This window comes from Acinetobacter sp. LipI_15 (assembly GCF_058242865.1).
The window spans coordinates 528,628-550,546 of the sequence record NZ_JBZAYN010000001.1 but is presented as its reverse complement, the minus strand read 5'-3'; the positions used below and the strand labels follow the sequence as shown (position 1 = coordinate 550,546).

Below are 21,919 nucleotides of genomic sequence, written 5' to 3'. Positions count from 1 at the left end.
GTTTTCTACGCTTCATAACTTTTGATCGTTTATCTGATTTTCTTTTTCGAACAAAGCAATCGATTCGACATGCCCTGTATGGGTAAACATGTCCATGACACCCGCTTTTTTCAAACGGTAGCCTTGTTGTACCAGCATTCCAGCATCGCGTGCTAGTGTTGCAGGATTACATGACACATAAACGATTCTTTTTGCACCAAATTTGGGCACATAACGCATTATTTCTTCTGCACCAGAACGTGGTGGGTCTATCAATAATGCATCAAATCCTTGTTTTGCCCAAGAATGATGCGAAAAATCTTTTGTTAAATCTTGTGAATAAAATTTCAGTTGCGAAAGGCCATTGTTTTGTGCATTTTCTGCACCACGCTGAACCATTTCTTCACTCCCTTCAACTGCAACGACTTGACCCGTTGAACCCACACATTGAGCAAGTGGTAAAGAAAAGTTTCCTAAGCCACAAAACAGATCTAGTACTCGCTCACCCTGTTGTAACTGAAGCAATTCACATGCCAGTTTCACCATTTGCGGATTAATCGTGGAATTCACTTGCGTGAAGTCTTGAGGATTAAAGCCAAATTCCACAGCAAAGTCACTTAGACCATAGTGCAGACGCATCGGTGCATCGGGATGATCCACACGATGTAAGCTGTCCGGTCCCTCAGGTTGTAAGTACAGTTGCCACTCTTTATGTAACGCAAATTTTACTAATTGGTTGACATCTTCCGCGCAAAGTTCCGCCGTATGACGAATCAGGAGAGCAATTTCTTGATCTCCCATGGCCAGTTCCATATGCCCAATATCTGCTTTACCTTGCAAACCTTGTAACAGTTGTTTGAGTGTGGTGATTGAGCCAAACTCACGATCCAACACCATACAACGGTCAATCGAAGTCAGTTTATTTGACTGGCTTTCACGAAAGCCGACCACGAGCTTATCTTTTGCAGGTAAGTAACGCACACCGATACGCGCTTTACGACGGTAATCTTCACGCAATGAACGTAAAGGAGCTAACCATTGATCAGGTTGTATCCCAGCAAAATGTTGCAAATGTGATTGTAAAACATCTTGTTTTAAACGAATTTGCTCGTCGGGATGAATATGCTGCATGCTACACCCACCACAGCCCCCATAATGTGGGCAGGCCGGTTTAACCCGTAGAGCAGACTCTTCACTCAGCAATTCCAGACTATCTGCTTCTTCGAGACGCTTAACGACATTAGTAATACGCGCATGCACCGTTTCACCTGGCAATGCATAACGAATAAATACTTTCTTACCGTGTTTTTCCGCAGGATGATCTGGATGCGTCCCAAAGTGCGCTATGCCTCGCCCCTCATGTGAAAGCGATTCAACCTGAAATGTATAAATGGGTTGTTGGGCTTTTTGGGGTTTGGCTTTGTGTTTCATGCGTACCTAATGTGTGGAAGATGGGAAATCAGATTGGGTGAATTCGGTACGTTGCGAGGTTTGCTGCCATACCAATAAAAAGTCAGCGTGTTGCGGCTGAGTTTGTAAATATTGAATCGTACTTTGAATCAAGTGCTGATGATCATTCAACAATAACTGTCCTTTCAGCAACAGCCAGCGTAAATAAATCAACCATGTATTGAGCACATCACCTTCACAGTAGCTGGTCAGTTCCATCCACTGTTGTTCACGCACATATTCAGGCACATGGTAGCCACCATCACCACGTTTACCGGGGAAACCAAGTAAATGTGCTGCATCGTCGAGCTTTTGAAAATGACGACCATGGAACATGGCCATGACATCCATCAAATCTACATGACGATGATGATAACGATTCTGGTAGTTATTATAGCGCTTTTGCGTATCAATCTCGCCCTGATCAAACAAACTTGGTGCAGATAGTCCGTGATACATGGCACGGAACAAAATCACAGGCAAATCAAACTGTGAACCGTTCCAACTGACCAAGGTCGGATGACGCTTTTCAAAAATAGAAACGAATTTTTTTAAAATTTCAGCTTCGCTATTGTCTTCACGGCTAAATGAAAACAACTTCATGCCCTTTTCATCAATCCATAGTCCAGAGATACAGACAATTTCATGCAAGGCCAAACGCTGAAAATCCGTGCCCGCCTCTTGGCGACGCAGTTTAGTCAGCGCAGCATCTAGATCCACCTCAGGCAGATCCAGTCCATACAAATGCGCACCTGACTTCAAATCTGTCAGTGTTTCGATATCAAAAATTAAAACAGGTAAACGCATAAGTACTCACCAGTGCCGATCGGCCACTGTAATTATTCAGGATCAACAACAGAGAATAGACCAGTCGACAAGTATCGGTCACCACGGTCACATACGATGCAAACAATCACGGCATCCGGATTTTCTTCAGCCAATTTAACTGAAGCCCATACCGCACCACCCGATGAGGTACCTGCACTGATACCTTCTGTACGTGCTAAACGACGAGCTGTTTTTTCCGCTTCAATTTGCGGAATATCCATAATTCGATCAACACGTGAAGGGTCAAAAATCGTAGGAAGATATTCTTGTGGCCAACGGCGAATACCGGCAATGTTTGAACCTTCAGACGGTTGTAAACCAACAATTTGAATATCCGGATTTTGTTCTTTTAAATATTTCGAAATCCCCATAATGGTCCCGGTGGTTCCCATTGAGCTGACGAAATGTGTAATTTTACCACCTGTTTGTTTCCAAATTTCAGGCCCAGTAGTAAGGTAATGTGCTTCCACATTGTCTGGGTTACCAAACTGGTTTAGGACTAAACCTTTGCCGTCTTTTTCCATTTGAAGGGCAAGATCACGTGCTTCTTCCATGTTTTCTGATTCGATCAGTTCAGCACCGTAGGCACGCATGGCATCTTTACGCTCTTGGCTAGAACTTGCGGGCATGATCAAAGTCATTTTATAGCCACGCATTGCTGCAACCATGGCTAAAGCAATCCCCGTATTTCCGCTCGTCGCTTCAATCAACGTATCACCCAGTTTAATCTGACCACGCTTTTCCGCTTGCATAATCATGTTATATGCAGGGCGATCTTTGACCGAACCCGCTGGGTTATTGCCTTCTAACTTGGCTAATACTGTTGCTTGAGTATGACTTGCCAGACGCTGTAAACGCACTAACGGCGTGTTGCCGACGTAATGGTCTAATAAAAAATCGTCTGCTTGAAAATCAGGGGTTGTATTACTCATTATTCACACCTATATCGAGGTGCGCCTATTGTATGAAAAAATGCCTTTGCCTGCACCCATTTGCCTCGCTTTTTCGCGAAAGTGATTAAAGCGCAATCAGTTTTAAATAATCCATGCTAATATTCGGGGCATAAGGAATAAACTGCTTAAACCATGTCAAATATCAACAAAAAGCTTTTTAAACGCCTACACTTAAATCATGCCTATGGTCAGTTGATTGCACTTATTTTCGTGCCGATCACCATTTTGGCCTGTGTCGGTGCAATGTTGGTAATAACAGAAACCTCCAATGCAGCCAAAGCACAACAAAAACAAATGGCTGTCGCGATCCTGACGCGCTATCAACCCACGTCAGAATCTGCCATAGAGTTACTCAACCATTATCCGTGGCAGTTTGATCAAGCTCGTAATGCCATGCAAAGCATGTTGAACGAAAAACATTTGATTCGTGCTGCGATTATAGATTTCAAAGGCAATAACCGCCTGAGCATTGGCTTTCAAGATCAAGCTATTTGGCCTGCTTTTGAGAGTAAAGCATCTTTTATTGGACCAATTCCACATCAGGGTAACCATGTTTATGCCCTGAAAATTTCAGATTCAACCCAGACGCCGGCATGGTTAAGCATTGAACTGGATAATCAACCGCTGCAAATTGCCCGCTATCGCGTGTTAATCGTGTTGATTGCAACAGGTTTATTGACACTCTTATTACTTTTGCTGTGTTTGAATTTTTATTCACGTCGTTGGATCGCACCAATGTACGAAATTCGCATGCAGTTACAACGTTTAAATGCCGATACTCTAGATCAGCACATGATCATTAACAGTACTGGCGAGCTCCGTTTATTACAGCGTGATATTGCCAATGTGGTTAAACGCTTACATTTCAGCTTTTTAGAACTGCGTGAACATACCGAACAAACTGAAGATGATTTAAGACGCACGCTTGATACTTTAGAAGTGCAAAACATCACCTACCGTCAAGCACGTGACCAAGCAATCCATGCCAATCAGTCTAAGTCGGTGTTCTTGGCCAATATTTCCCATGAACTGCGCACACCGCTGAACAGTATTGATGGTTTTATTCATCTTTTACTGCGCCAAGGCAACCTCAGTAATGAGCAAAATTTATATCTACAAACGATTCGTAAATCTTCTGCACATTTATTGGCTTTAATTAATGACGTGCTCGATTTCTCCAAAATTGATGCCGGCAAACTAGAACTCGAAACTGCGCAATTCGACTTAGAAGAAGCCGTCTTTGATGTGATGGATATGTTGTCGCCATTGGCAGCACAAAAACACATCGATATGACCTTCTACTATGCTGACAATGTGCCAAAATTTGTGGTTGGTGATGTCCTACGCTTCAAGCAAATTTTGACCAACTTAATCTCAAATGCAATTAAATTCACTCCAGATGGTGAAATTATTGTCCGTGTCCGTATGGAGCACGATGACATCGGTCAATGTCTGCTGCACTTTAGTGTCCAAGACAGTGGTATCGGCCTAAGCGGTACCGACCGTAAGAAACTGTTTGAATCCTTCTCGCAAGGTGATGCATCTGTTACCCGTCAATTTGGTGGTACCGGTTTAGGTCTTGCCATCTCCAAACAATTGGTCAGCCTGATGCATGGACAAATTGGTTTTGAAGATAACCAAGAACGTGCCCCAACGGAAAAAGGTTCAACCTTCTGGTTTACTGCGCGCTTTGTGGTCGATGAAGAAATTGAAATTGTGCATCCACAATTTAGCAATCTACAAGTCGTTTCCTACTTAGCACATCCAGCAACCGCCAATGTCCTGCGTCATTACTTAGAAAATTATGATGTTGAACATATTGAAACGCAGTCGATCCTTGATTTATTTAGTCGACTCAATCAGCTAAAAACCAATGAAAATACTTGGTTAATTGTTGACCATAGTGGTGACTCCGAAGCCTTACTGAAAGAAATTCGTCATCGTTATAGCGGTAACTTAGCAGTTTATGGCTACCAAATGATGCTCGATCCAAACATGTTGAACGAGTACCGTGCACGTCCATTGCATCAACCGCTCAGCCGTACAGCGCTGATTCAGTTGTTGAGTAATGAGCCGTGGTTTGATCAGGAGCAACATGAAGAATTTAATGGTCAAGGTCTGCATATTTTGGCAGTCGACGACCATTTACCAAACCTGATTGTGCTTGAGGCCCTGCTCTCTGAGTTGAATGTGAAAACCACCAAGGCTTTGAGTGGACAAGAAGCCATTGAAATCATTCAGGCTCGCCAAGAGCAAGGTTTGACGGCTTTTGACCTCATCTTTATGGATATTCAAATGCCAGTGATGTCAGGTGTCGATACCACGCGTGCCATTCGTTCACTTGAGTCAACCTTTGAAAATCATAAGCGCCTTCCTATCATCGCTTTGACGGCACATGCGCTCTCGGATGAAAAACAAAAGCTCCTACAAAGCGGTATGGATGACTATGTCACCAAGCCCATTCAAATGGATCAAATTATTCAAATCTTGACCCAATGGACTACTGATAACTTTAAGAAAGTGCCGGTTTTAGAGCGCAGTTCGGTGATTGAAGCCCTAGAGCCAAGTATTTTAGATTGGCAGCAAAGCTTGCAGTTGGCCGCAAATAAAGAAGATCTCGCAGTCGATTTACTGAAAATGCTCGTCGATAGCTTTGAGCAAGAAATCCATGAAATGGCACAGCTCATAGAAGATGAAGATTTCCCACAATTAGAGCATGTGCTACATCGGCTTTATGGCGCAACCCGCTATGTGGGCGCTCCGACCCTCCAAGAGGTTTCAGGTCAATTTGAGCAATTTGTATCGACCTTACGTAAGGAACGCCGTAAAGCGGATGACGCTTTTGTCCAAGAAACCCTGAACCGTTTCGATGAGTTAAAAAATATCATGGCTCAAGTTGAACACGCAGCTCAACAAATCTTAGCCAAACAAAATAATTAAGCGCAGTCCGACTAAAGTCAGTGCCGTCCAGCTTCTGTTGTGACTGCACTGTCATGTATCCTATCAGGGTGCATGCTATGCTCGGGCGCAGAAACAACAAGAGTAATTACCATGGCTTTATTACGTGTAGAAAAAAATAATGGCATTGCAACGGTTTACTTAAACCGTCCAGAAAAACGTAATGCAATGAGCTTTGCATTGCTTAAAGAATTGGTCAGCACCGCTGAAAAATTAAAAAAAGATCGTAGCTTACGCTGTGTCATTTTAACGGGTGAAGCCAATGTATTTAGCGCTGGCATTGATTTGGCTGACCTAAATGATCCAAAAAATCGTGCCTATGCCGCGTGGGAACTGTTAAAGCCCGGTCAAAGTTTATTTCAAAAAGCCTTCCTGATTTGGCAGCAGCTTCCTGTGCCGGTGATTGCCGCACTTGAAGGCTTTTGCTTTGGTGCAGGCATGCAACTTGCCTTGGCTGCCGATATCCGTATTGCCCACCCGAAAACGCAAATGTCGATTATGGAAAGTCGTTGGGGCTTAGTCCCTGATATGGGCTTAACTCGCTCACTCAAAGGTGTGATTGGACTGGATTTAGCCAAAGAATTAACCTTAACAGCACGTATTTTTGACGCAGAATATGCCAAGGAAATTGGCTTAGTGACTCATTTAAATGAACAGCCCTTGCTTCAGGCACAGCAGTTAGCCGAAGAATTATCACAACGTTCACCAGATGCCTTGGCAGCAGCAAAACAAGTCTTAGATGCCATGGAACATAGTCCAAAACGTTCTTTACGCTTAGAGAAAATCTGGCAATTAAAATTACTGCTCGGCAAAAACAGCCAATTGGCACGTAAAAAAGACAAGAACCCAGAGGTTCAGTTTTTACCACGCCAATATAAGTAAAATAGTCACACAGGATAGATTGAGTACAGCACATGGCGTTTGATCGTAATACAAAAATTGCATTTCTAGGTATGGGGCTGATGGGTAGCCGCATGGCCACACGTCTCATTCAGGCAGGATTTGAAGTTGCGGTGTGGAACAGAACTGCCGCTGCGTGTGATGAGTTAATTGCGATTGGCGCGACGGCGCTTCAATTGGACAAGATTGCCCATTATCCTGTGGTTTTATCTTGTCTCGCAGATGATGCTGCTGTTGCCGCGGTGTATGCAAGCATCGAAACCCATTTAGCGGCAGGACAAATTATTGTCGACTTCTCGAGTCTTTCTGTAAATCAAACCCATCAATTGGCTCATGCTGCAAAGTTGAAACAAGTCACTTGGATTGACTCTCCTGTTTCGGGGGGCACAGCAGGTGCTGAACAAGGCACCTTGGTGATCTTTGCGGGTGGTGATGCTCAAACGATTCAAGATTTGAGTCTGATCTACAATGTTTTATCTCAACGCGTTACCCGCATGGGCGACTCAGGTACAGGTCAAGCCACCAAAATTTGTAATCAGCTGATCGTTGCTGCCAATAGTACATTAATCGCAGAAGCTGTCGCACTGGCCGAGAAGTCAGGTGTAGACACCACGTTATTAGCACCAGCACTTGCTGGTGGTTTTGCAGATTCAAAGCCTTTTCAGATTTTAACCCCACGTATGGCAACGCATCAGTTCGAACCCGTGCAATGGAAAGTTCAAACTTTATCTAAAGACCTGAATAATGCAGTCCAACTGGCTGCCCAGTTTGAATTAAGCATCCCTGTTGCCAGCCTTGCTTTATCGCAACTCAAAGCCCATCAGGACAATGGTTTTGCAGAAAAAGATTTAGCCACCATCATTCAACATGTCGAACAAAACTAACGACTTTCACTTTAGAAGTACATTGCTTCAAGGACGATATACATGACTCAGCTCGCGGTTAATTTATCCATGATTTTTACCGAAGTGCCGTTGTTAGAGCGTTTTGCTTTGGCTCGTGAACATGGTTTTAAGCATGTAGAAATTCAGTTTCCGTATGAGCTGAGTATTGAGCAAATCCAAACCCAACTCACCATCAATGATTTAAGCCTGTGTTTAATCAATGTCCCTGCGGGTGATTTGATGCAAGGCGGCGATGGTCTTGCGGGAGTTCCGGGGCGTGAAAATCAATTTCATCAGGCCTTAGAGCAATGTATTCGCTATGCCACTGCGTTAAATGTACCGAGTGTCAATATTTTAGCCGGCAAACAGCCACAAGATGCTGACTTGCTGCCATGTTTAAATACCTTGTCGAGCAACCTCAAACTGGCGTGCCACATGTTGTCTGAACATCATATTCAACCAGTATTTGAAATGATTAATGGCACTGATATGCCGCGCTTTTTGGTCCAAAATATTGCCCAAGCTCAGGAAATGCTTGAAGCTGTACAACACTCTACTTTGAAGATGCAATATGACTGCTACCACATGGCGATGATGGGTGAAGATATTCTCAGTACTTTGGCAGAAAATATTCAGGATATCGGTCACATACAGTTTGCTGACTGTCCGGGGCGACATGAACCTGACTCAGCGCAGATTCCATTTGCAGAGATTTTTAAATGGTTAGATCAAAGCCAATATACAGGTTACATCGCGGCTGAATACCGACCACGAAGCAACTCATCACATTCTTTTGCGTGGAAAGACAAATACTTCCCTCATTTAGCCAATGGTCAATGACGTGTTGATTTGAAATTCAGCAACAAAACCGCTATATTAGATCATGTAAAATTGTCAGGAAATCATACCCTCTATGAATTTAGAACCATCGCCCAGCGCTTCTAATTCTCTCGATCTCGCAAAATCAACGCAAATCAAAGACGTACAAGCGTGCTTAGCTGTTGTACGTGAAGCACTTGAAGATGTAAAAGCCAAAGATATTATTGAACTTGATATCAGCACTATCAGCAACGTAGCAGATGCGATTGTTATTGCGAGCGGTACTTCAACTCGTCACATTAAGTCTCTTGCAGACAACGTGGCAGAAGAAGCACGTAAAGCTGGATTCCGCCCTATCGGTGTTGAAGGCGAACGTGATGCAGAATGGATCCTGATTGATCTCGGTTTTGTAGTGGTACATGTGATGTTACCTACAGCACGTAAATTCTATGATTTAGAAAGCTTATGGCGTACAGCTCCAGAAACTGTAGCTTAAGCTTCCAGAAAAAAGCGACCTAAATAGGTCGCTTTTTTTATCCCTTGATTTCATACACGGACAATCAGCTTCATGGTGTTTTACCCCCGACACTAAAGCAGTTGGTGTAAATCCACCTCAGGATAATTGGCTTTAATTTTCAGCTTGGTTTGTGCATAAACTTGGTCTGCACGCATCGGGCCATAAAAGTCACAATACACTTCATAAATGCTCGTTAAAACTTTGGCATAACTGGTCAAAGGCAAAAACTCGACAAAACTCGCTGAATTAATTTGTGCATTTGCCGCAATTGCCAGCCCGATTTCTTCTAATTGCTGAATCACATCTTGGGTGAAATCAGCCTGATCTGTAGATTTCACCGTCAGCATGACTGACTCGATAAAGCCTAAAAAGGCCTCGCTAATGGTCTCTGCAATGAGCTCGTCTTCTTGCTCCTGCTCCTGCGGTTTTTCAACCCTTAACAGTTCCTGCTTTTCTAAGGTAGATAACTCATACAAGACTTGCTTCAGCATATCTTTACGATAAAAGCGTAGCTCTTCTGTGGTACAGATATCATTTAAGAAGCGATTTAAGACAAATGACGGTTTCATGCTGTACTGCTGCTCCCAGTGCCGTAGTGCACTGTCGAGTAAAGTCCCATGAATAAATTGTTGTAAGCCTTTTTCTAAAGCTTCGCGGCGTTGTGCCAAATTCAACAGTTCGGTGCTCATTGCATTACTCCTGTTAATGACGTTTGGTCATATCATCCGTTTCAAAAGTCACATCTTTTTGAAACTCGGGATAAGACAATTCAGCATGCTCGGTATAGTCCAAACCACGTTGTTCATGTTGCTTACTCACCCGTAAGCCACCCAACAATTTATCCAAGACCTTAAATACAATGAACGCAACGCCAAAGCCCCATAAAAAGGCTGCAATCACTCCAAGCCCTTGTATCGCGATGACATCGCCATTAAACATATTATTTTCAAGGAAGATCCCTGCAGCCAATGTTCCCCATGCGCCACAGAATCCATGCACGGTCACCGCATCAACCACATCATCCAGTTTCATTTTTTCCATGAGCATTGGTAGGAAGGTCACCATCACACCTGCACATAAACCGGTGATGACCGCACACAGTGGAGACATCGTTGCACAGCCTGCCGTAATGGCAACCAAGCCACCCAGTGAGGCATTGATCGTACTGCGGATCAAAATGGCTTTAGATCGGATGAGACAGAGCAACATATATGCAACCACGGCAGCACACGCCGCAAGATGCGTATTTAAAGCAATACGTCCTACGCTGACATTGGCATTAATGGTCGAGCCTGCATTAAAACCAAACCATGCTAACCATAAAATAAAACCGCCTAATGCTACCAAAGGTAAGTTATGCCCTGGTAAATAATGGCTTTGCCCATTACGTCCAAATCGACCCAAACGTGGTCCCAATACAATGATGCCAGCCAAGGCAACCCAGCCGCCCATTGAATGCACCACGGTCGAACCTGCAAAGTCGATAAACCCGAGTGCTTTTAACCAACCGTCTCCGCCAAATAAACTGCCCCATGCCCAACTACCAAAGACAGGATAAATCAGACCGGACACAACGGCCGCACTCACCACATAAGCGACAAAATGAATCCGCTCTGCCATGGCACCACTGGCAATGGTTGTTGCAGTTGCAGCAAACATCATTTGGAAAAATAGAAGGTTCCAGTGCCAATCATCCAGTTGATCGGGTGCAAAATGACTTAAGCCAAACCAGCCCGTGGTATTGACCCCAAACATCAGACCAAAACCCACCAGCCAAAACACCAGACCACCCAAGCAGGCATCCATGTAGTTTTTCATGAGTACGTTCACGGTATTTTTACTGCGAACTGAACCACTTTCGATCATGGCAAATCCGGCTTGCATAAAGAACACCAAGATACCGCCCAGTACCACCCAAATACTGTCGAGCGAAATACGAATGTCTTGAATATTACTGGCGTTTTGCGGGTCGACTGCCCATGCAGTCGATGTCAGGACACTCAGAAATGGTGCCATCAAGTATGTTTTTTTCATGATTATTCCCCCAAGAATAACCATGCTTTGCAAAAAGAATACCAAATTTCAGACAATTAATTATTTTTCAATGCATTGCGTCACAAAACCAGTTAGCCGCAATGTTCTGAATCGCTGTAATCAAATCTAATGAAACAAAACAGCGCATCAATCTGCACCTTTGTTTCAAAACACGCATCAATTTGATTCAAGCACCTGATGCGCTAAATATTTGTGCACTTTTAGTGTGAAGCATACATTAATCAAAAGCCAAGAAAATAAAAGCGAAGAAAACAAAAAAACCACCCGAAGGTGGTTTTAAATCTTCCTCAGTCCCGCTTTATCACAGCGGGACTTTGGCAATATGGATTAATGACCGCCGCCATTAATGGCTTTTGTCATATCTTCCACAACTTTCTTCGCATCACCGAAGATCATCATCGTTTTATCATTATAGAACAAGTCATTATCTAGACCTGCGTAGCCTGTAGCCATAGAGCGTTTGATCACCATAATGGTACGTGCTTTATGTGCTTCAAGGATTGGCATGCCGTAAATTGGAGAACTTGGATCGTCTTTTGCCGCTGGGTTCACAACGTCATTCGCACCAATCACCAGTACTACATCTGTTGCTGGGAAGTCTGAGTTGATCTCATCCATTTCAAGAATGTCTTCATATGCAACGTCAGCTTCAGCTAAAAGTACGTTCATGTGACCCGGCATACGACCTGCCACAGGGTGAATCGCAAAACGAACTTTTACACCTTGCTCTTTTAAGATTTCACACAATTCTTTCACGGCATTTTGTGCACGACCTTGCGCCATACCATAACCCGGTACGATCACCACGCTATCCGCATTTGACATCAAGAAGCCAGCATCGTCTGCAGAGCCTGAACGGTGATTACGCTGTGCTTTTTCACCATTATCTGCCGCAGCTACTGCTGTACCACCCATTGCACCACCAAACAAAACGTTGATGATTGAACGGTTCATGGCTTTACACATGATGTAAGACAGAATCGCACCCGATGAACCAACCAGTGAACCTGCAACAATCAGCATGTTGTTTTCAAGCGTGAAACCAATCCCTGCTGCTGCCCAGCCTGAGAACGAATTCAGTAGCGATACTACCACTGGCATATCACCACCGCCTACAGGTGCAATCCATACCCAACCAAATGCAAGTGCAAGAACAGTCATTGCCCAGAAAGCATTCATGTTGCCTGTAGTGAAGAAGTAGATACCACACGCTAACATTGCAAGGAAAATTAAAGCTTGAACAGGTTTTACCCATCCACCTGAAATGGTTTTTGCCCATTTCTTAGCAGCCAATTTACCATAAGCAAATACAGACGCTGTGAAGGTAATCGCACCAACGAAACAGCCTACAAACAATTCAAATAAATGAACTTTGCTCATGTGGGCATGTTCTACACCCGCAGCTGTTAATACCGCTTCATTCTCCGCAAATGCTGCAGTCAATTGGTTGTTATGTAGAATCGCAGCGATCGCAATCAGTACCGCAGCCAAACCGACTAATGAGTGCATCAGTGCCACAGTTTCAGGCATTTGAGTCATTGGAACTGTTTTTGCACGTGCAATACCAACGACTGCACCCAACACCATTGCACCTACAATCATCCAAATCACGGGATGATCTGCGACAAAGAATGTGGTGATTACAGCAATCGCCATTGCGATCATGCCGTAACGGTTACCTTGAATCGCAGTTTTCGGACCAGACAAACCACGCAATGTTAAGATAAAAAGAACGGCACCAATCAGGTAAAACCAATCCGCATATTCTTTAATGAATTCCATGGATTAACCCTCTTTTTTCTTTTGCTTAGGTTTGAACATTTCAAGCATACGTGCAGTCACAGCAAAGCCACCAAAAATGTTGATACTTGCAAGGAAAACGGCAATCGCACCTAAAATACTCACCACGTTAATGCTTTGGAACTGTACGCTTGCATCCACAATACCTGGGATACCAACGGTTTGAATCATCGCACCAACGATAATGATCGATGACAAAGCATTGGTTACAGCCATTAATGGTGTATGTAGTGCAGGTGTTACCCCCCAAACCACGTAGTAACCAACAAAGATTGCCAAGACAAAAATAGTAATCGTTTCAACCATGATGATTCTCCTTAACCACGTTTCAGCAGCACTTGGCCGCCATGAGTGACAAGTAGTGCTTTTTGAATTTCTTCTTCAGGGTTAATCGCGAAGTTCTTTTCGCTATCAAACATGGTTTCAATGAAATTCAAAACGTTACGTGCGTACAGTGCCGACGCTTCAGTCGAAACTGTTGAAGGAATATTTGGGATACCAAGAATTTTCACACCATTGGCAGTCACAACATTTTCGCCGCAAACAGAACCTTCAACGTTACCGCCAGTTTCAACCGCCATATCTAAAATGATTGAGCCTGGTTTCATTTTGGCAACTGTTTCTGCTTTGATTAAACGTGGTGCGTCACGACCCGGCAATAATGCAGTCGTAATCACGATATCAGCATTCGATACGGCTTTATCAACAATAATCGCTTGATCACGAATATAGTCTTCACCCGGCATCCAGCCATAACCATTTTTCGCAGCATCAGCTGCTTTTTGTTGCTCTTCTGGTGACATTGGTACGTCTAACCATTTACCACCTAAAGATTCAACTTGGTCACGTGCTGTAGGACGTAAGTCAGTTGCTTCAACTACTGCACCTAAACGTTTCGCTGTTGCAATGGCTTGTAAGCCTGCGACACCCACGCCCATGATCACAACACGTGCAGGTTTTACTGTACCTGCTGCTGTCATCAGCATTGGGAACATACGTTGATATTCTGCCGCAGCCAAAAGCACAGATTTATAACCTGAAAGGTTGGCTTGAGATGAAAGTACGTCCATGTTTTGCGCACGAGATAAGGTTCGTGGCAAAAGTTCCAATGCAAATGCAGACACGTTTTGTGACGCAAATTGGTCAAGTTCGGTGTTGCGGTAAGGGTCAAACATCCCTACAACGGTGGTACCCGCTGTGAGTTTTTGAATTTCGTCACCTTTAGGCGCACGAACTTTCAAAATCATTTGACTACCGGTATAGGCATCATCCGTAATTTTGGCACCAACTTGTTCATAGGCGCTATCGATGTAAGCAGCGTTTACCCCTGCTCCACGTTCAATAACGACGCTATGACCAGCGCTGATCAACTTCTTTACTGTTTCAGGCGTCGCAGCGACGCGATTTTCACCGACAACAGTTTCGGCTGGAATTCCGATCTGCATGAGCGTTCCTCAAGCTAATTTTTCTTAAGTAAACATCGCAATCCGCGATGTCTCCCCTCAGGATGTGTTTTTGTACAATTTTTGGATTCTAATTGAACTTTTTTAAAATACTACCCAATATTTATTTAATAAATGCCCATATTTTGAACTCATGATTCATGAAAAGAATGATGCGATATTTCATTTATTCAGTTTTATTTGTCGATTTATTACTCATTTTTATTCTACTTATAACTTTTTAATATTACTTAAGACTCAAAACATAAATAATTTAGTCGGTTTTAGCGCGTATTGTTTCAGCGCGTTGATCATTGTGACATTTTCATTCGACAACTAATGATTCGAACTTGTCGTTACAAATCGACTTAAGTCAGGTAAAGCCAGTCGTTCATTCAAACTGCATCAGCTCGTTGACTCATTTGACAGTTTTGACGTGCTGACTGGTATTGAAAACTGACTTTTTTCTACCACAGTCTAGTCAAATCGGTCAGCTTGAATATTCGATGAATTTTTGCGCACGTTTCGGGTTTATCGAAGTCTTGCCCTCCCCACCTGATGCTTCGCCTTAAGTCTTAGAATTGGCTTTTTTAGCTAAAAAAATAATTTTTTGAATATTTAGCATTATGATATCGCTATTGGCTTTGTATCACCAAAAACAATAATTGCACCATTTATGTGCAATTTTCACCTTAAATGTTTCAGCCTGATATATTTGACCTGCCGAGTCATGTTGAGATTAAAAAATTCAAAACCAAATTGGTCATTTCTTCCACTGTTTTTCATGTTTGATCTAGCAATCCCTTATGCATAAAGGAATAAGTACTATTCTTTTTTTGCATTTTTACTCACACGATGCATTTTTTATAATCAAAATGATAGTTCAAACTTATCGGATCAATGCTGTCGAATTCGTTCAGTCGTCATGAGGCACACCTTAACTTATGTCAAGAAACCTTAGTCCGCACTTCATCGGTGCAATTTTTGCGCTGATTGCTGCCTTCTTGTTTAGTACCAAAGCAATTTTTATTAAGCAAGCCTATGCACTTTCTCCTCTTGTCGATGCCACTGTCCTCATGGCTTTACGCATGATGAGTGCATTGCCGTTTTTCTTGGTCATTGCATGGCTGAGTCGACGTTCTTATCAAACGATTCAACGAAAAGATTGGGTGCTCTTGCTCATTTCAGGATTAATCGGCTATTACTTTTCGAGCTGGCTCGACTTCCGTGGCTTGATGTATATCAGTGCTTCGCTTGAACGAATTATACTTTTCCTATATCCCACATTAACCGTGCTGGCTTCCGCTGTTTTATTCAAAAAGCCACTAAGTTTTAAAACCATTCTTGCCCTGTTTTTAAGTTATGGCGGGACAGTTTTAGTGATGCTACAAGAACAAAATGCCACACCACATGATCAGTACTTTTGGCTCGGATGTAGTTTGGTTTTTGCCAGTGCCGTGTTGTTTGCGATTTATTTATTACTCACGCCAGGCCTCATGCAAAAGTTTGGTTCTTTACACTTTACCGGTCTAGCTCTGAGCATTGCCTGCGTTGGGACGATTATTCATTTTCTATTTGCAACACCGCAGCCTATCGCCTTGCTCCAACAACTCCCGAGTCAAGTCTGGCTGTATGGTTTAGCGCTCGGACTATTGGTTACTGTGCTTCCAACCATTTTGATGATGCAAAGTATCGTCCGACTCGGGGCAGCACAATCGGCCATGATTGCCTCTATCGGGCCCATTTTAACGATTTTACTGGCCGTCGCTTTATTGAATGAACACTTAAACCTATGGCAATGGGTCGGTTGCGGTCTGAATATGCTGGGTGTCTTGATGATCAGTCTCAGTAAGAAATCCTAAACGCGTGCGTGGATACAATTCACAGAGAAACACTTTAAGACCTGTTTGATTTTCCTTATAGTGACCACAACAGCGTGGCAGCAAATTCTTTGCATACGCTTCCGCCCAATATCTGGACAATTTATGAAAGCCTCGATCGACATTAGCCATGATAAAACCCTGTTGTGGCTTATGGCTGCTGCATGTGGTTTATGTGCGGGTGCCAATTATTATTGCCAACCTTTAGTGGCTTCTATCCAACAGAGCTTTCAAATTCCACAATCTGAAGTTGCGCTAACCGTCACCTTTGCGCAAATTTCTTATGCTTTGGGTCTACTGTTTATTGTGCCGATTGGCGATATTGTGAATAAAGCCAAATTTATTCCATTACTCATGCTTGGTGCGACTGTCGGTTTAGCCCTCTGTGCTTTTTCGACCAATCTATACATGCTTTGGGCAGGAACCATTATCACGGGGCTATTTTCAGTGGCTGCTCAGGTTCTTATCCCTTTGGTCACTGTTGCGATACGACCTGAAAAAATTGGGGCAGTTGTTGGCTTTTTAATGAGTGGGTTATTGGTCGGCATTCTGTTATCGACCAGTCTCTCTGGCTTATTGTCCTATCTGTTTCATTGGAAATCGATTTACATCCTCAGTGCGCTCTTGATGTTGGTGTTAGCCGTCTTACTCAAAAAGCGTCTGCCTGTGGTCAGCATCACACGGATGCCCTACAGCCAAGTTTTCCAGTCAATGGGCGCATTACTCAAACATGAGCCACGGTTAATTTTCCGATCTCTGATTGGGGGCTGTGTCTTTGCCGCGATGAGTATGCTATTTTCCACCATTGCCATGTTACTGACTGAGCCACCTTTTCAGTTGGCCGATGTTTGGGTCGGTGTCGTGACTTTAGTTGGTGTGTTTGGTGCCCTTTCAACACAGTGGATTGGCCGTTGGGCAGATTTTGGCTTTAACCGAAAATTAACTTGGCTCGGTTGCAGCATCTTAGCCCTCAGTTGGGGACTGCTGTATTTGGGTGGATCATCTCTTGCTTTTTATATTTTGGGCTATGGTTTAATCAATCTAGGTTTGGCAATGGTGCATAGCTGTAATCAAAATATTATTTTCCAACTCAACCCTATTGCACGCTCTCGAATCAATTCAATTTACATGACTTTTTATTTTGTCGGTGGTGCATGTGGTTCAGCTTTGGGCGTATTTGCATGGCATCATGGCGGCTGGACCACCACCTGCATGACAGGGATTGCCTTAGTCATTGTTGCTGGATTTTTTGTCTTGATCGATCAACTCTATACTGCGCGGCAACTAAAATATCCACAATGAACTGTATGGATCATTACTCTAAAGCCACATTACTGTGGCTTTATTTTTTTGAAATTAACTGACTTGCACCACAGGATAAAAGGGTTTGCCTAAATCCAAGGTTTCTGCATTTTCCAAAAGAATCACCATAAATACTGGTAAGAGTGCTGACAGTATTGTGCAGCCATCTTGAAGTTGTTTCCGATTGACCGAACTTTTATAGGTCGCGCCGCCATGAACCATTTGATTGCGTAGCGTATACATGCGATTGAACAGCACCATTAAAATATCAACGGAATCTTTTTCTTTAAGCGCGCGTAGTACTTTCTGTTTTTCATGCGCCAAGCCCTCTTTGCATGCGTCATGGCTAATTTTTTGATTTTGATAATCCCAAAAACCCTGATAAACATAGGGATTATCCAAAAACAACCGTATCGGCTGACTAAAACGCTCCCATAAAATATTATAGATTTTATGCTCTGCATCCTTTTGGCAAATCACATATAAAAACTGCCTTAAGCTTTGCTTGTCCTGAGCAATCTGTAAGTCTTGCGCATATATTGCGTTGAAGGACACCCACAAACTGATAAATTGCAAATCGAGATCATCTTGAAGATCAATCGACTTTTTCAGCCAACTTAAACCTCGATGAATGCGTAAATTAAATTGGTCGGTATGTTCCGACTTTTTACTTTTGAATATTTCTTCAAGTAGCATCATGCCTGCTAAATTCCAATGGATAATTCGTTTATTTTTCTACCATTTGAACTTAGCGCAATTGTTTACCGGCATGCAATCAAAATATCTCTGTATTCAACTATTTGGTTTCATCTTGTGTGAGATAGGTATAACGTTCTAACAGATCATTTTCATCAAAAATCAATTCATAAGACATTTTCTTTCCATTAAAAACGGATTCGGCAGGTGTTCCTAAAAGTTCCCATAACCCCACGGTCGCCACATCTGCTGCACCATGCCAAAACGCACGTCCGACTTTACTGGCAGTCGAATAACCTTGGGTAAAAGTATAAATTTCATAGCGTTTGCCATTTTTATATTCAGAGGTGATCGGTGCGCCAAATTCAGCAATCACCAAGTTACGAGACAGCCCTTGTTGAATCATTTCGGTATTTTTCTTGTTTGGCTGCTTGCTTGCCATAACAACAGAACAGCCTGTTGTGCCTGACAATGTGAAAACCAACGCTAATCCTAAGCAGGTCTTTTTCATCATGTGGTATCCCCCAAATTTTTCAAATTTCTATTTTTAATTTTTGATTTTCATCTGCTGTTGATCTTAATTGTTTCTTTCATCTTTTTCATTTTTTTATACGACTATTCGTCTGATTTTTAGAATGATTAGCGCTTGAAAGATTCACATTTATGAATGTTTCAGACTGAATAATGCTTTAAGTTAATTATTGTTCTGCTGGTGACGAAGTTGGTGGAACGAACCAGTTTTTCCAAGAGCTACTGTGGCGAGTTTCAATTGCAACGGTAGGGATGAGCTCTTGCTTCAGCATTTTTTCTTGACCCACGGCTTTCGCCAACCGCGCTTTGACCGAGTGTATACACTCACGGTCTTCAAACTCACAGCGGTCAAGGTTGGAGCCACCACAGGGTCCATTGGCTAATCCTTTTGGGCAGGTTTCAGGACAAATATATAAGGTTTCACCTAAACGACATTGTCCGCAACTTTCACAGCCCACGATGCCATGTTTACTGATAAATTCTGTTTTCAGCAAGGCTGCATCAGCTTTCGGTTTTTGCCATAATTTGGCCGCAAAAATATAAGATCCCGCTCCTTTGGCCAGTTTTGAACTAAAAAATAACTCATGCATGATATGCATACTTTTATATTTCAAAACTTGTTCAACTGGAGCCTTATGGTTATTTGCGCCCGTCGGGTGGAAGTTCACATCGACACTAGAGCGCCAAAGTATTTTCCATTTTGCTAAACATTGTTCAAACGTTAATGTGGCAAATTGCAGAATTGCTTTTTGCAACTTCTCTTGTTCTTCTGCTTTATGGCAAGCCGATAAATGAACCCCTGCATAGCCCAATTGCTGACACATTAAAATTTGTAAGGCACAGCGAGCATAGACATTTTGTTCAGCTTGTATGGCATCAGTTTGCTGTTCTTGTTGCAAAAAATTTAATACATCTGCTGAAAGCACGATGCCTGCGACTTTTTGCTTGGCCATAAAGCGGGCACGGGTAAATGTCAGAGGCATGACACAAGCCAATACAGGTACATGTGGATAGTATTGCTGCATATAGTGTTGGTAACTGCTCAACACATCCATGTCAAAGCCCAACTGTGTAATCACATAGTCAGCGCCAGCTTGAATTTTTTTATTCAGTTTAAAATACTGCGCATCCTTTTCTGCTTCTGCATATTTAAAAGGATTAAATGCTACCCCTAAATAAAACCCGCCATAGTCTTTGGCTGCCATGACTTGATTGACCGACTCTAAATAACGGCTCCGTAGAGTCGGATCATTTGCCCCATCCTGATGCTGCTTGAGTTTATCACCACTGAGCAAAAGTAAATTCTCTACCCCGTGCTGCTGAGCATCTTTCAGAAAAGTTTGAAAATCTGAGATATCTCGACCTTTCCCCGAATAATGCAGAATTTTTTCTTTGCTTTGAGGGTAGTCTTGCATTGCTTCTAAAGGAGCAATATCCGTGTCACTTTGTACTCGGTCAGCCAATGTCATGCACACAGGAAAGCCTGCAAATGTCGTTGGGACCAGATGCGTTTTTTGCGTCGTTAGATATTCAAACGAGATACAAAACTGGCGTTGCAATAGATATTGGGAAAATAAAGACATAAAGGCAGGCAGTTAAATCTGCTGAGAAACCATACAATAAAGTTTATAAAATTATAGATTAATCACATAAAAATTTAAATTACTTAAGCCACACTTCCGACTTTTTCTAGCCTGACCTTGAATATGTCACGCTAGCAAGACCATGCCCCAAACCACAATTTATGCTAATATTGCGCGCGTCTTGAAATGCGGTTTTTTTCATCGTATTTCAGACAGCTTTTGGTATTTCTTCACCATTTTCCATTTCGTTCTTCCATCTTGTTCTTTTAAGGCGTGTTTTTTTAATGACTGATCTCCAACCCATTGAAAATAAACTTCAACCACGAATCAGTGTTGCGCCAATGATGGATTGGACGACTCGTGACTATCGTTTCTTTGCACGCTTGTTTAACCCTAATGTGATTCTCTACACCGAGATGGTCACCACAGGTGCGATTTTATTTGGCGGTGCGAATCGTCATTTGGACTATAACAACGAAGAACACCCGATTGTGTTACAGCTTGGCGGTTCAAATCCTAAAGATTTAGCGACCTGTACCAAGATGGCACAGGACTGGGGCTATGATGAAGTAAACCTCAATGTCGGCTGTCCGAGTGACCGCGTTCAGAACAATAAAATTGGCGCATGCTTGATGGCAGAGCCTGATTTGGTTGCAGAATGTATTACTGAAATGCGAAATGCTGTTGATATTCCAGTGACCGTGAAACACCGCATCGGGATTGATGACATGCAGTCTTATGAAGAAATGCTGCATTTTGTTGATACGGTTGCAAAGACTGGCTGTAACAATTTTATCGTGCATGCTCGTATTGCCCTGCTGCAAGGTTTGTCGCCAAAAGAAAACCGTGATGTGCCACCTTTACGTTATGAAGATGTTTATCGTCTGAAACAAGAACGTCCAAATTTATTGATCGAAATTAATGGCGGAGTGAAAACCTTTGCTGAAACACAACAACATTTACAACATGTTGATGGCGTGATGATTGGCCGTGAGGCTTATCACAACCCGTATTTATTGGCTGAGATCGGTCAGCTTTGGGATCTCGAATTACCCAACCGTTTCGATATTATCGATCAGATGCTACCGTATATTGCTAAACGCATGGAAGAAGCTGCGCCGCTTTCTATCATTACCCGTCATATTTTAGGTTTATTCCAAAATCTACCAGGTGCTCGAAAATGGCGTCAGGCTTTAAGTGGTGGCAATGCCAAAACCTTTGCAGATGTGGAAAATGCCATCCAAAATATTAAAGATGCAATGCAACGTACAGAAGACTATTTACGTGATCATCCGAAAGTCGTTTTAGAAGAATAATCTTCTAAAAGTAAAAGCCCGCTATTT

19 protein-coding genes are annotated in these 21,919 nt (G+C 42.8%); 8 read left to right on the top strand and 11 right to left on the bottom strand.

Features of this window, described 5'->3' with window-relative positions; translation table 11 throughout:
- Nucleotides 1–12 precede the first annotated feature (12 nt).
- The 3 genes from rlmD to cysM are packed head-to-tail and all read right to left on the bottom strand — an operon-like array spanning nt 13 to nt 3,188.
- Complete coding sequence (gene rlmD, locus AC4CU0_RS02680; RefSeq protein WP_490742389.1) at nt 13–1,410, bottom strand: 23S rRNA (uracil(1939)-C(5))-methyltransferase RlmD; 1,398 nt, start codon at nt 1,408–1,410, stop codon at nt 13–15.
- Nucleotides 1,411–1,416: 6 nt separating this feature from the next.
- Nucleotides 1,417–2,235 carry a 3'-5' exonuclease gene (locus AC4CU0_RS02675; RefSeq protein ID WP_180009011.1) on the bottom strand — a complete coding sequence of 273 codons (819 nt, stop codon included), beginning with the start codon at nt 2,233–2,235 and terminating at the stop codon, nt 1,417–1,419.
- Nucleotides 2,236–2,267: 32 nt separating this feature from the next.
- Complete coding sequence (gene cysM, locus AC4CU0_RS02670; protein WP_180055878.1) at nt 2,268–3,188, bottom strand: cysteine synthase CysM; 921 nt, start codon at nt 3,186–3,188, stop codon at nt 2,268–2,270.
- A 153-nt stretch (nt 3,189–3,341) separates the two neighbouring features.
- On the opposite strand from cysM, the gene AC4CU0_RS02665 reads away from it, so the two are divergent.
- The 5 genes from AC4CU0_RS02665 to rsfS all read left to right on the top strand — a co-directional run bounded on the left by AC4CU0_RS02665 (nt 3,342) and on the right by rsfS (nt 9,266).
- On the top strand, nt 3,342–6,149 hold the full coding sequence (locus tag AC4CU0_RS02665; RefSeq protein ID WP_490742388.1) for a GacS-like sensor histidine kinase: 2,808 nt from the start codon (nt 3,342–3,344) through the stop codon (nt 6,147–6,149).
- 111 nt (nt 6,150–6,260) lie between these two features.
- Nucleotides 6,261–7,049 (top strand): crotonase/enoyl-CoA hydratase family protein, encoded by a 789-nt coding sequence (locus AC4CU0_RS02660; RefSeq protein WP_180009005.1) that lies wholly within the window; start codon nt 6,261–6,263, stop codon nt 7,047–7,049.
- A 32-nt stretch (nt 7,050–7,081) separates the two neighbouring features.
- The gene (locus tag AC4CU0_RS02655) at nt 7,082–7,951 is read left to right on the top strand and encodes an NAD(P)-dependent oxidoreductase (RefSeq protein ID WP_490742387.1); all 870 of its coding nucleotides are present in this window, start codon (nt 7,082–7,084) and stop codon (nt 7,949–7,951) included.
- Nucleotides 7,952–7,993: 42 nt separating this feature from the next.
- Nucleotides 7,994–8,791 carry a hydroxypyruvate isomerase family protein gene (locus tag AC4CU0_RS02650; protein WP_078191282.1) on the top strand — a complete coding sequence of 266 codons (798 nt, stop codon included), beginning with the start codon at nt 7,994–7,996 and terminating at the stop codon, nt 8,789–8,791.
- A 73-nt stretch (nt 8,792–8,864) separates the two neighbouring features.
- Nucleotides 8,865–9,266 (top strand): ribosome silencing factor, encoded by a 402-nt coding sequence (gene rsfS, locus AC4CU0_RS02645; RefSeq protein ID WP_078191283.1) that lies wholly within the window; start codon nt 8,865–8,867, stop codon nt 9,264–9,266.
- 92 nt (nt 9,267–9,358) lie between these two features.
- Here the strand turns inward: rsfS and AC4CU0_RS02640 are convergent, their stop codons facing one another.
- The 5 genes from AC4CU0_RS02640 to AC4CU0_RS02620 all read right to left on the bottom strand — a co-directional run bounded on the left by AC4CU0_RS02640 (nt 9,359) and on the right by AC4CU0_RS02620 (nt 14,587).
- On the bottom strand, nt 9,359–9,976 hold the full coding sequence (locus tag AC4CU0_RS02640; protein ID WP_168378723.1) for a hypothetical protein: 618 nt from the start codon (nt 9,974–9,976) through the stop codon (nt 9,359–9,361).
- Between the two features lie 13 nt (nt 9,977–9,989).
- On the bottom strand, nt 9,990–11,303 hold the full coding sequence (locus tag AC4CU0_RS02635; RefSeq protein ID WP_490743455.1) for an ammonium transporter: 1,314 nt from the start codon (nt 11,301–11,303) through the stop codon (nt 9,990–9,992).
- Between the two features lie 366 nt (nt 11,304–11,669).
- Entirely contained in the window at nt 11,670–13,124 is a 1,455-nt protein-coding gene (locus AC4CU0_RS02630; RefSeq protein WP_078191286.1) for an NAD(P)(+) transhydrogenase (Re/Si-specific) subunit beta, read from the bottom strand.
- A gap of 3 nt (nt 13,125–13,127) precedes the next feature.
- On the bottom strand, nt 13,128–13,448 hold the full coding sequence (locus tag AC4CU0_RS02625; protein WP_078191287.1) for a proton-translocating transhydrogenase family protein: 321 nt from the start codon (nt 13,446–13,448) through the stop codon (nt 13,128–13,130).
- Between the two features lie 11 nt (nt 13,449–13,459).
- Nucleotides 13,460–14,587 carry a Re/Si-specific NAD(P)(+) transhydrogenase subunit alpha gene (locus AC4CU0_RS02620; RefSeq protein WP_078191288.1) on the bottom strand — a complete coding sequence of 376 codons (1,128 nt, stop codon included), beginning with the start codon at nt 14,585–14,587 and terminating at the stop codon, nt 13,460–13,462.
- A 941-nt stretch (nt 14,588–15,528) separates the two neighbouring features.
- Here AC4CU0_RS02620 and AC4CU0_RS02615 point away from each other — a divergent pair.
- Together AC4CU0_RS02615 and AC4CU0_RS02610 are read left to right on the top strand one after the other, a co-directional pair.
- A complete protein-coding gene (locus AC4CU0_RS02615) occupies nt 15,529–16,446 on the top strand; it encodes a DMT family transporter (protein WP_490742386.1) in 918 nt (305 codons plus the stop codon).
- A 123-nt stretch (nt 16,447–16,569) separates the two neighbouring features.
- On the top strand, nt 16,570–17,766 hold the full coding sequence (locus AC4CU0_RS02610; protein ID WP_490742385.1) for an MFS transporter: 1,197 nt from the start codon (nt 16,570–16,572) through the stop codon (nt 17,764–17,766).
- Between the two features lie 54 nt (nt 17,767–17,820).
- On the opposite strand, the gene AC4CU0_RS02605 is transcribed toward AC4CU0_RS02610, so the two are convergent.
- The 3 genes from AC4CU0_RS02605 to AC4CU0_RS02595 form a co-directional block, all read right to left on the bottom strand.
- Nucleotides 17,821–18,465: a HEPN domain-containing protein gene (locus AC4CU0_RS02605; RefSeq protein WP_180059445.1), complete on the bottom strand. Its 645-nt coding sequence runs from the start codon at nt 18,463–18,465 to the stop codon at nt 17,821–17,823.
- 97 nt (nt 18,466–18,562) lie between these two features.
- Nucleotides 18,563–18,973 (bottom strand): hypothetical protein, encoded by a 411-nt coding sequence (locus AC4CU0_RS02600; protein ID WP_168378786.1) that lies wholly within the window; start codon nt 18,971–18,973, stop codon nt 18,563–18,565.
- Between the two features lie 187 nt (nt 18,974–19,160).
- The gene (locus tag AC4CU0_RS02595) at nt 19,161–20,576 is read right to left on the bottom strand and encodes a methylenetetrahydrofolate reductase C-terminal domain-containing protein (protein WP_490742384.1); all 1,416 of its coding nucleotides are present in this window, start codon (nt 20,574–20,576) and stop codon (nt 19,161–19,163) included.
- Between the two features lie 284 nt (nt 20,577–20,860).
- Here AC4CU0_RS02595 and dusA point away from each other — a divergent pair, with 284 nt between their 5' ends.
- Complete coding sequence (gene dusA, locus AC4CU0_RS02590) at nt 20,861–21,892, top strand: tRNA dihydrouridine(20/20a) synthase DusA (protein WP_490742383.1); 1,032 nt, start codon at nt 20,861–20,863, stop codon at nt 21,890–21,892.
- Nucleotides 21,893–21,919 lie beyond the last annotated feature (27 nt).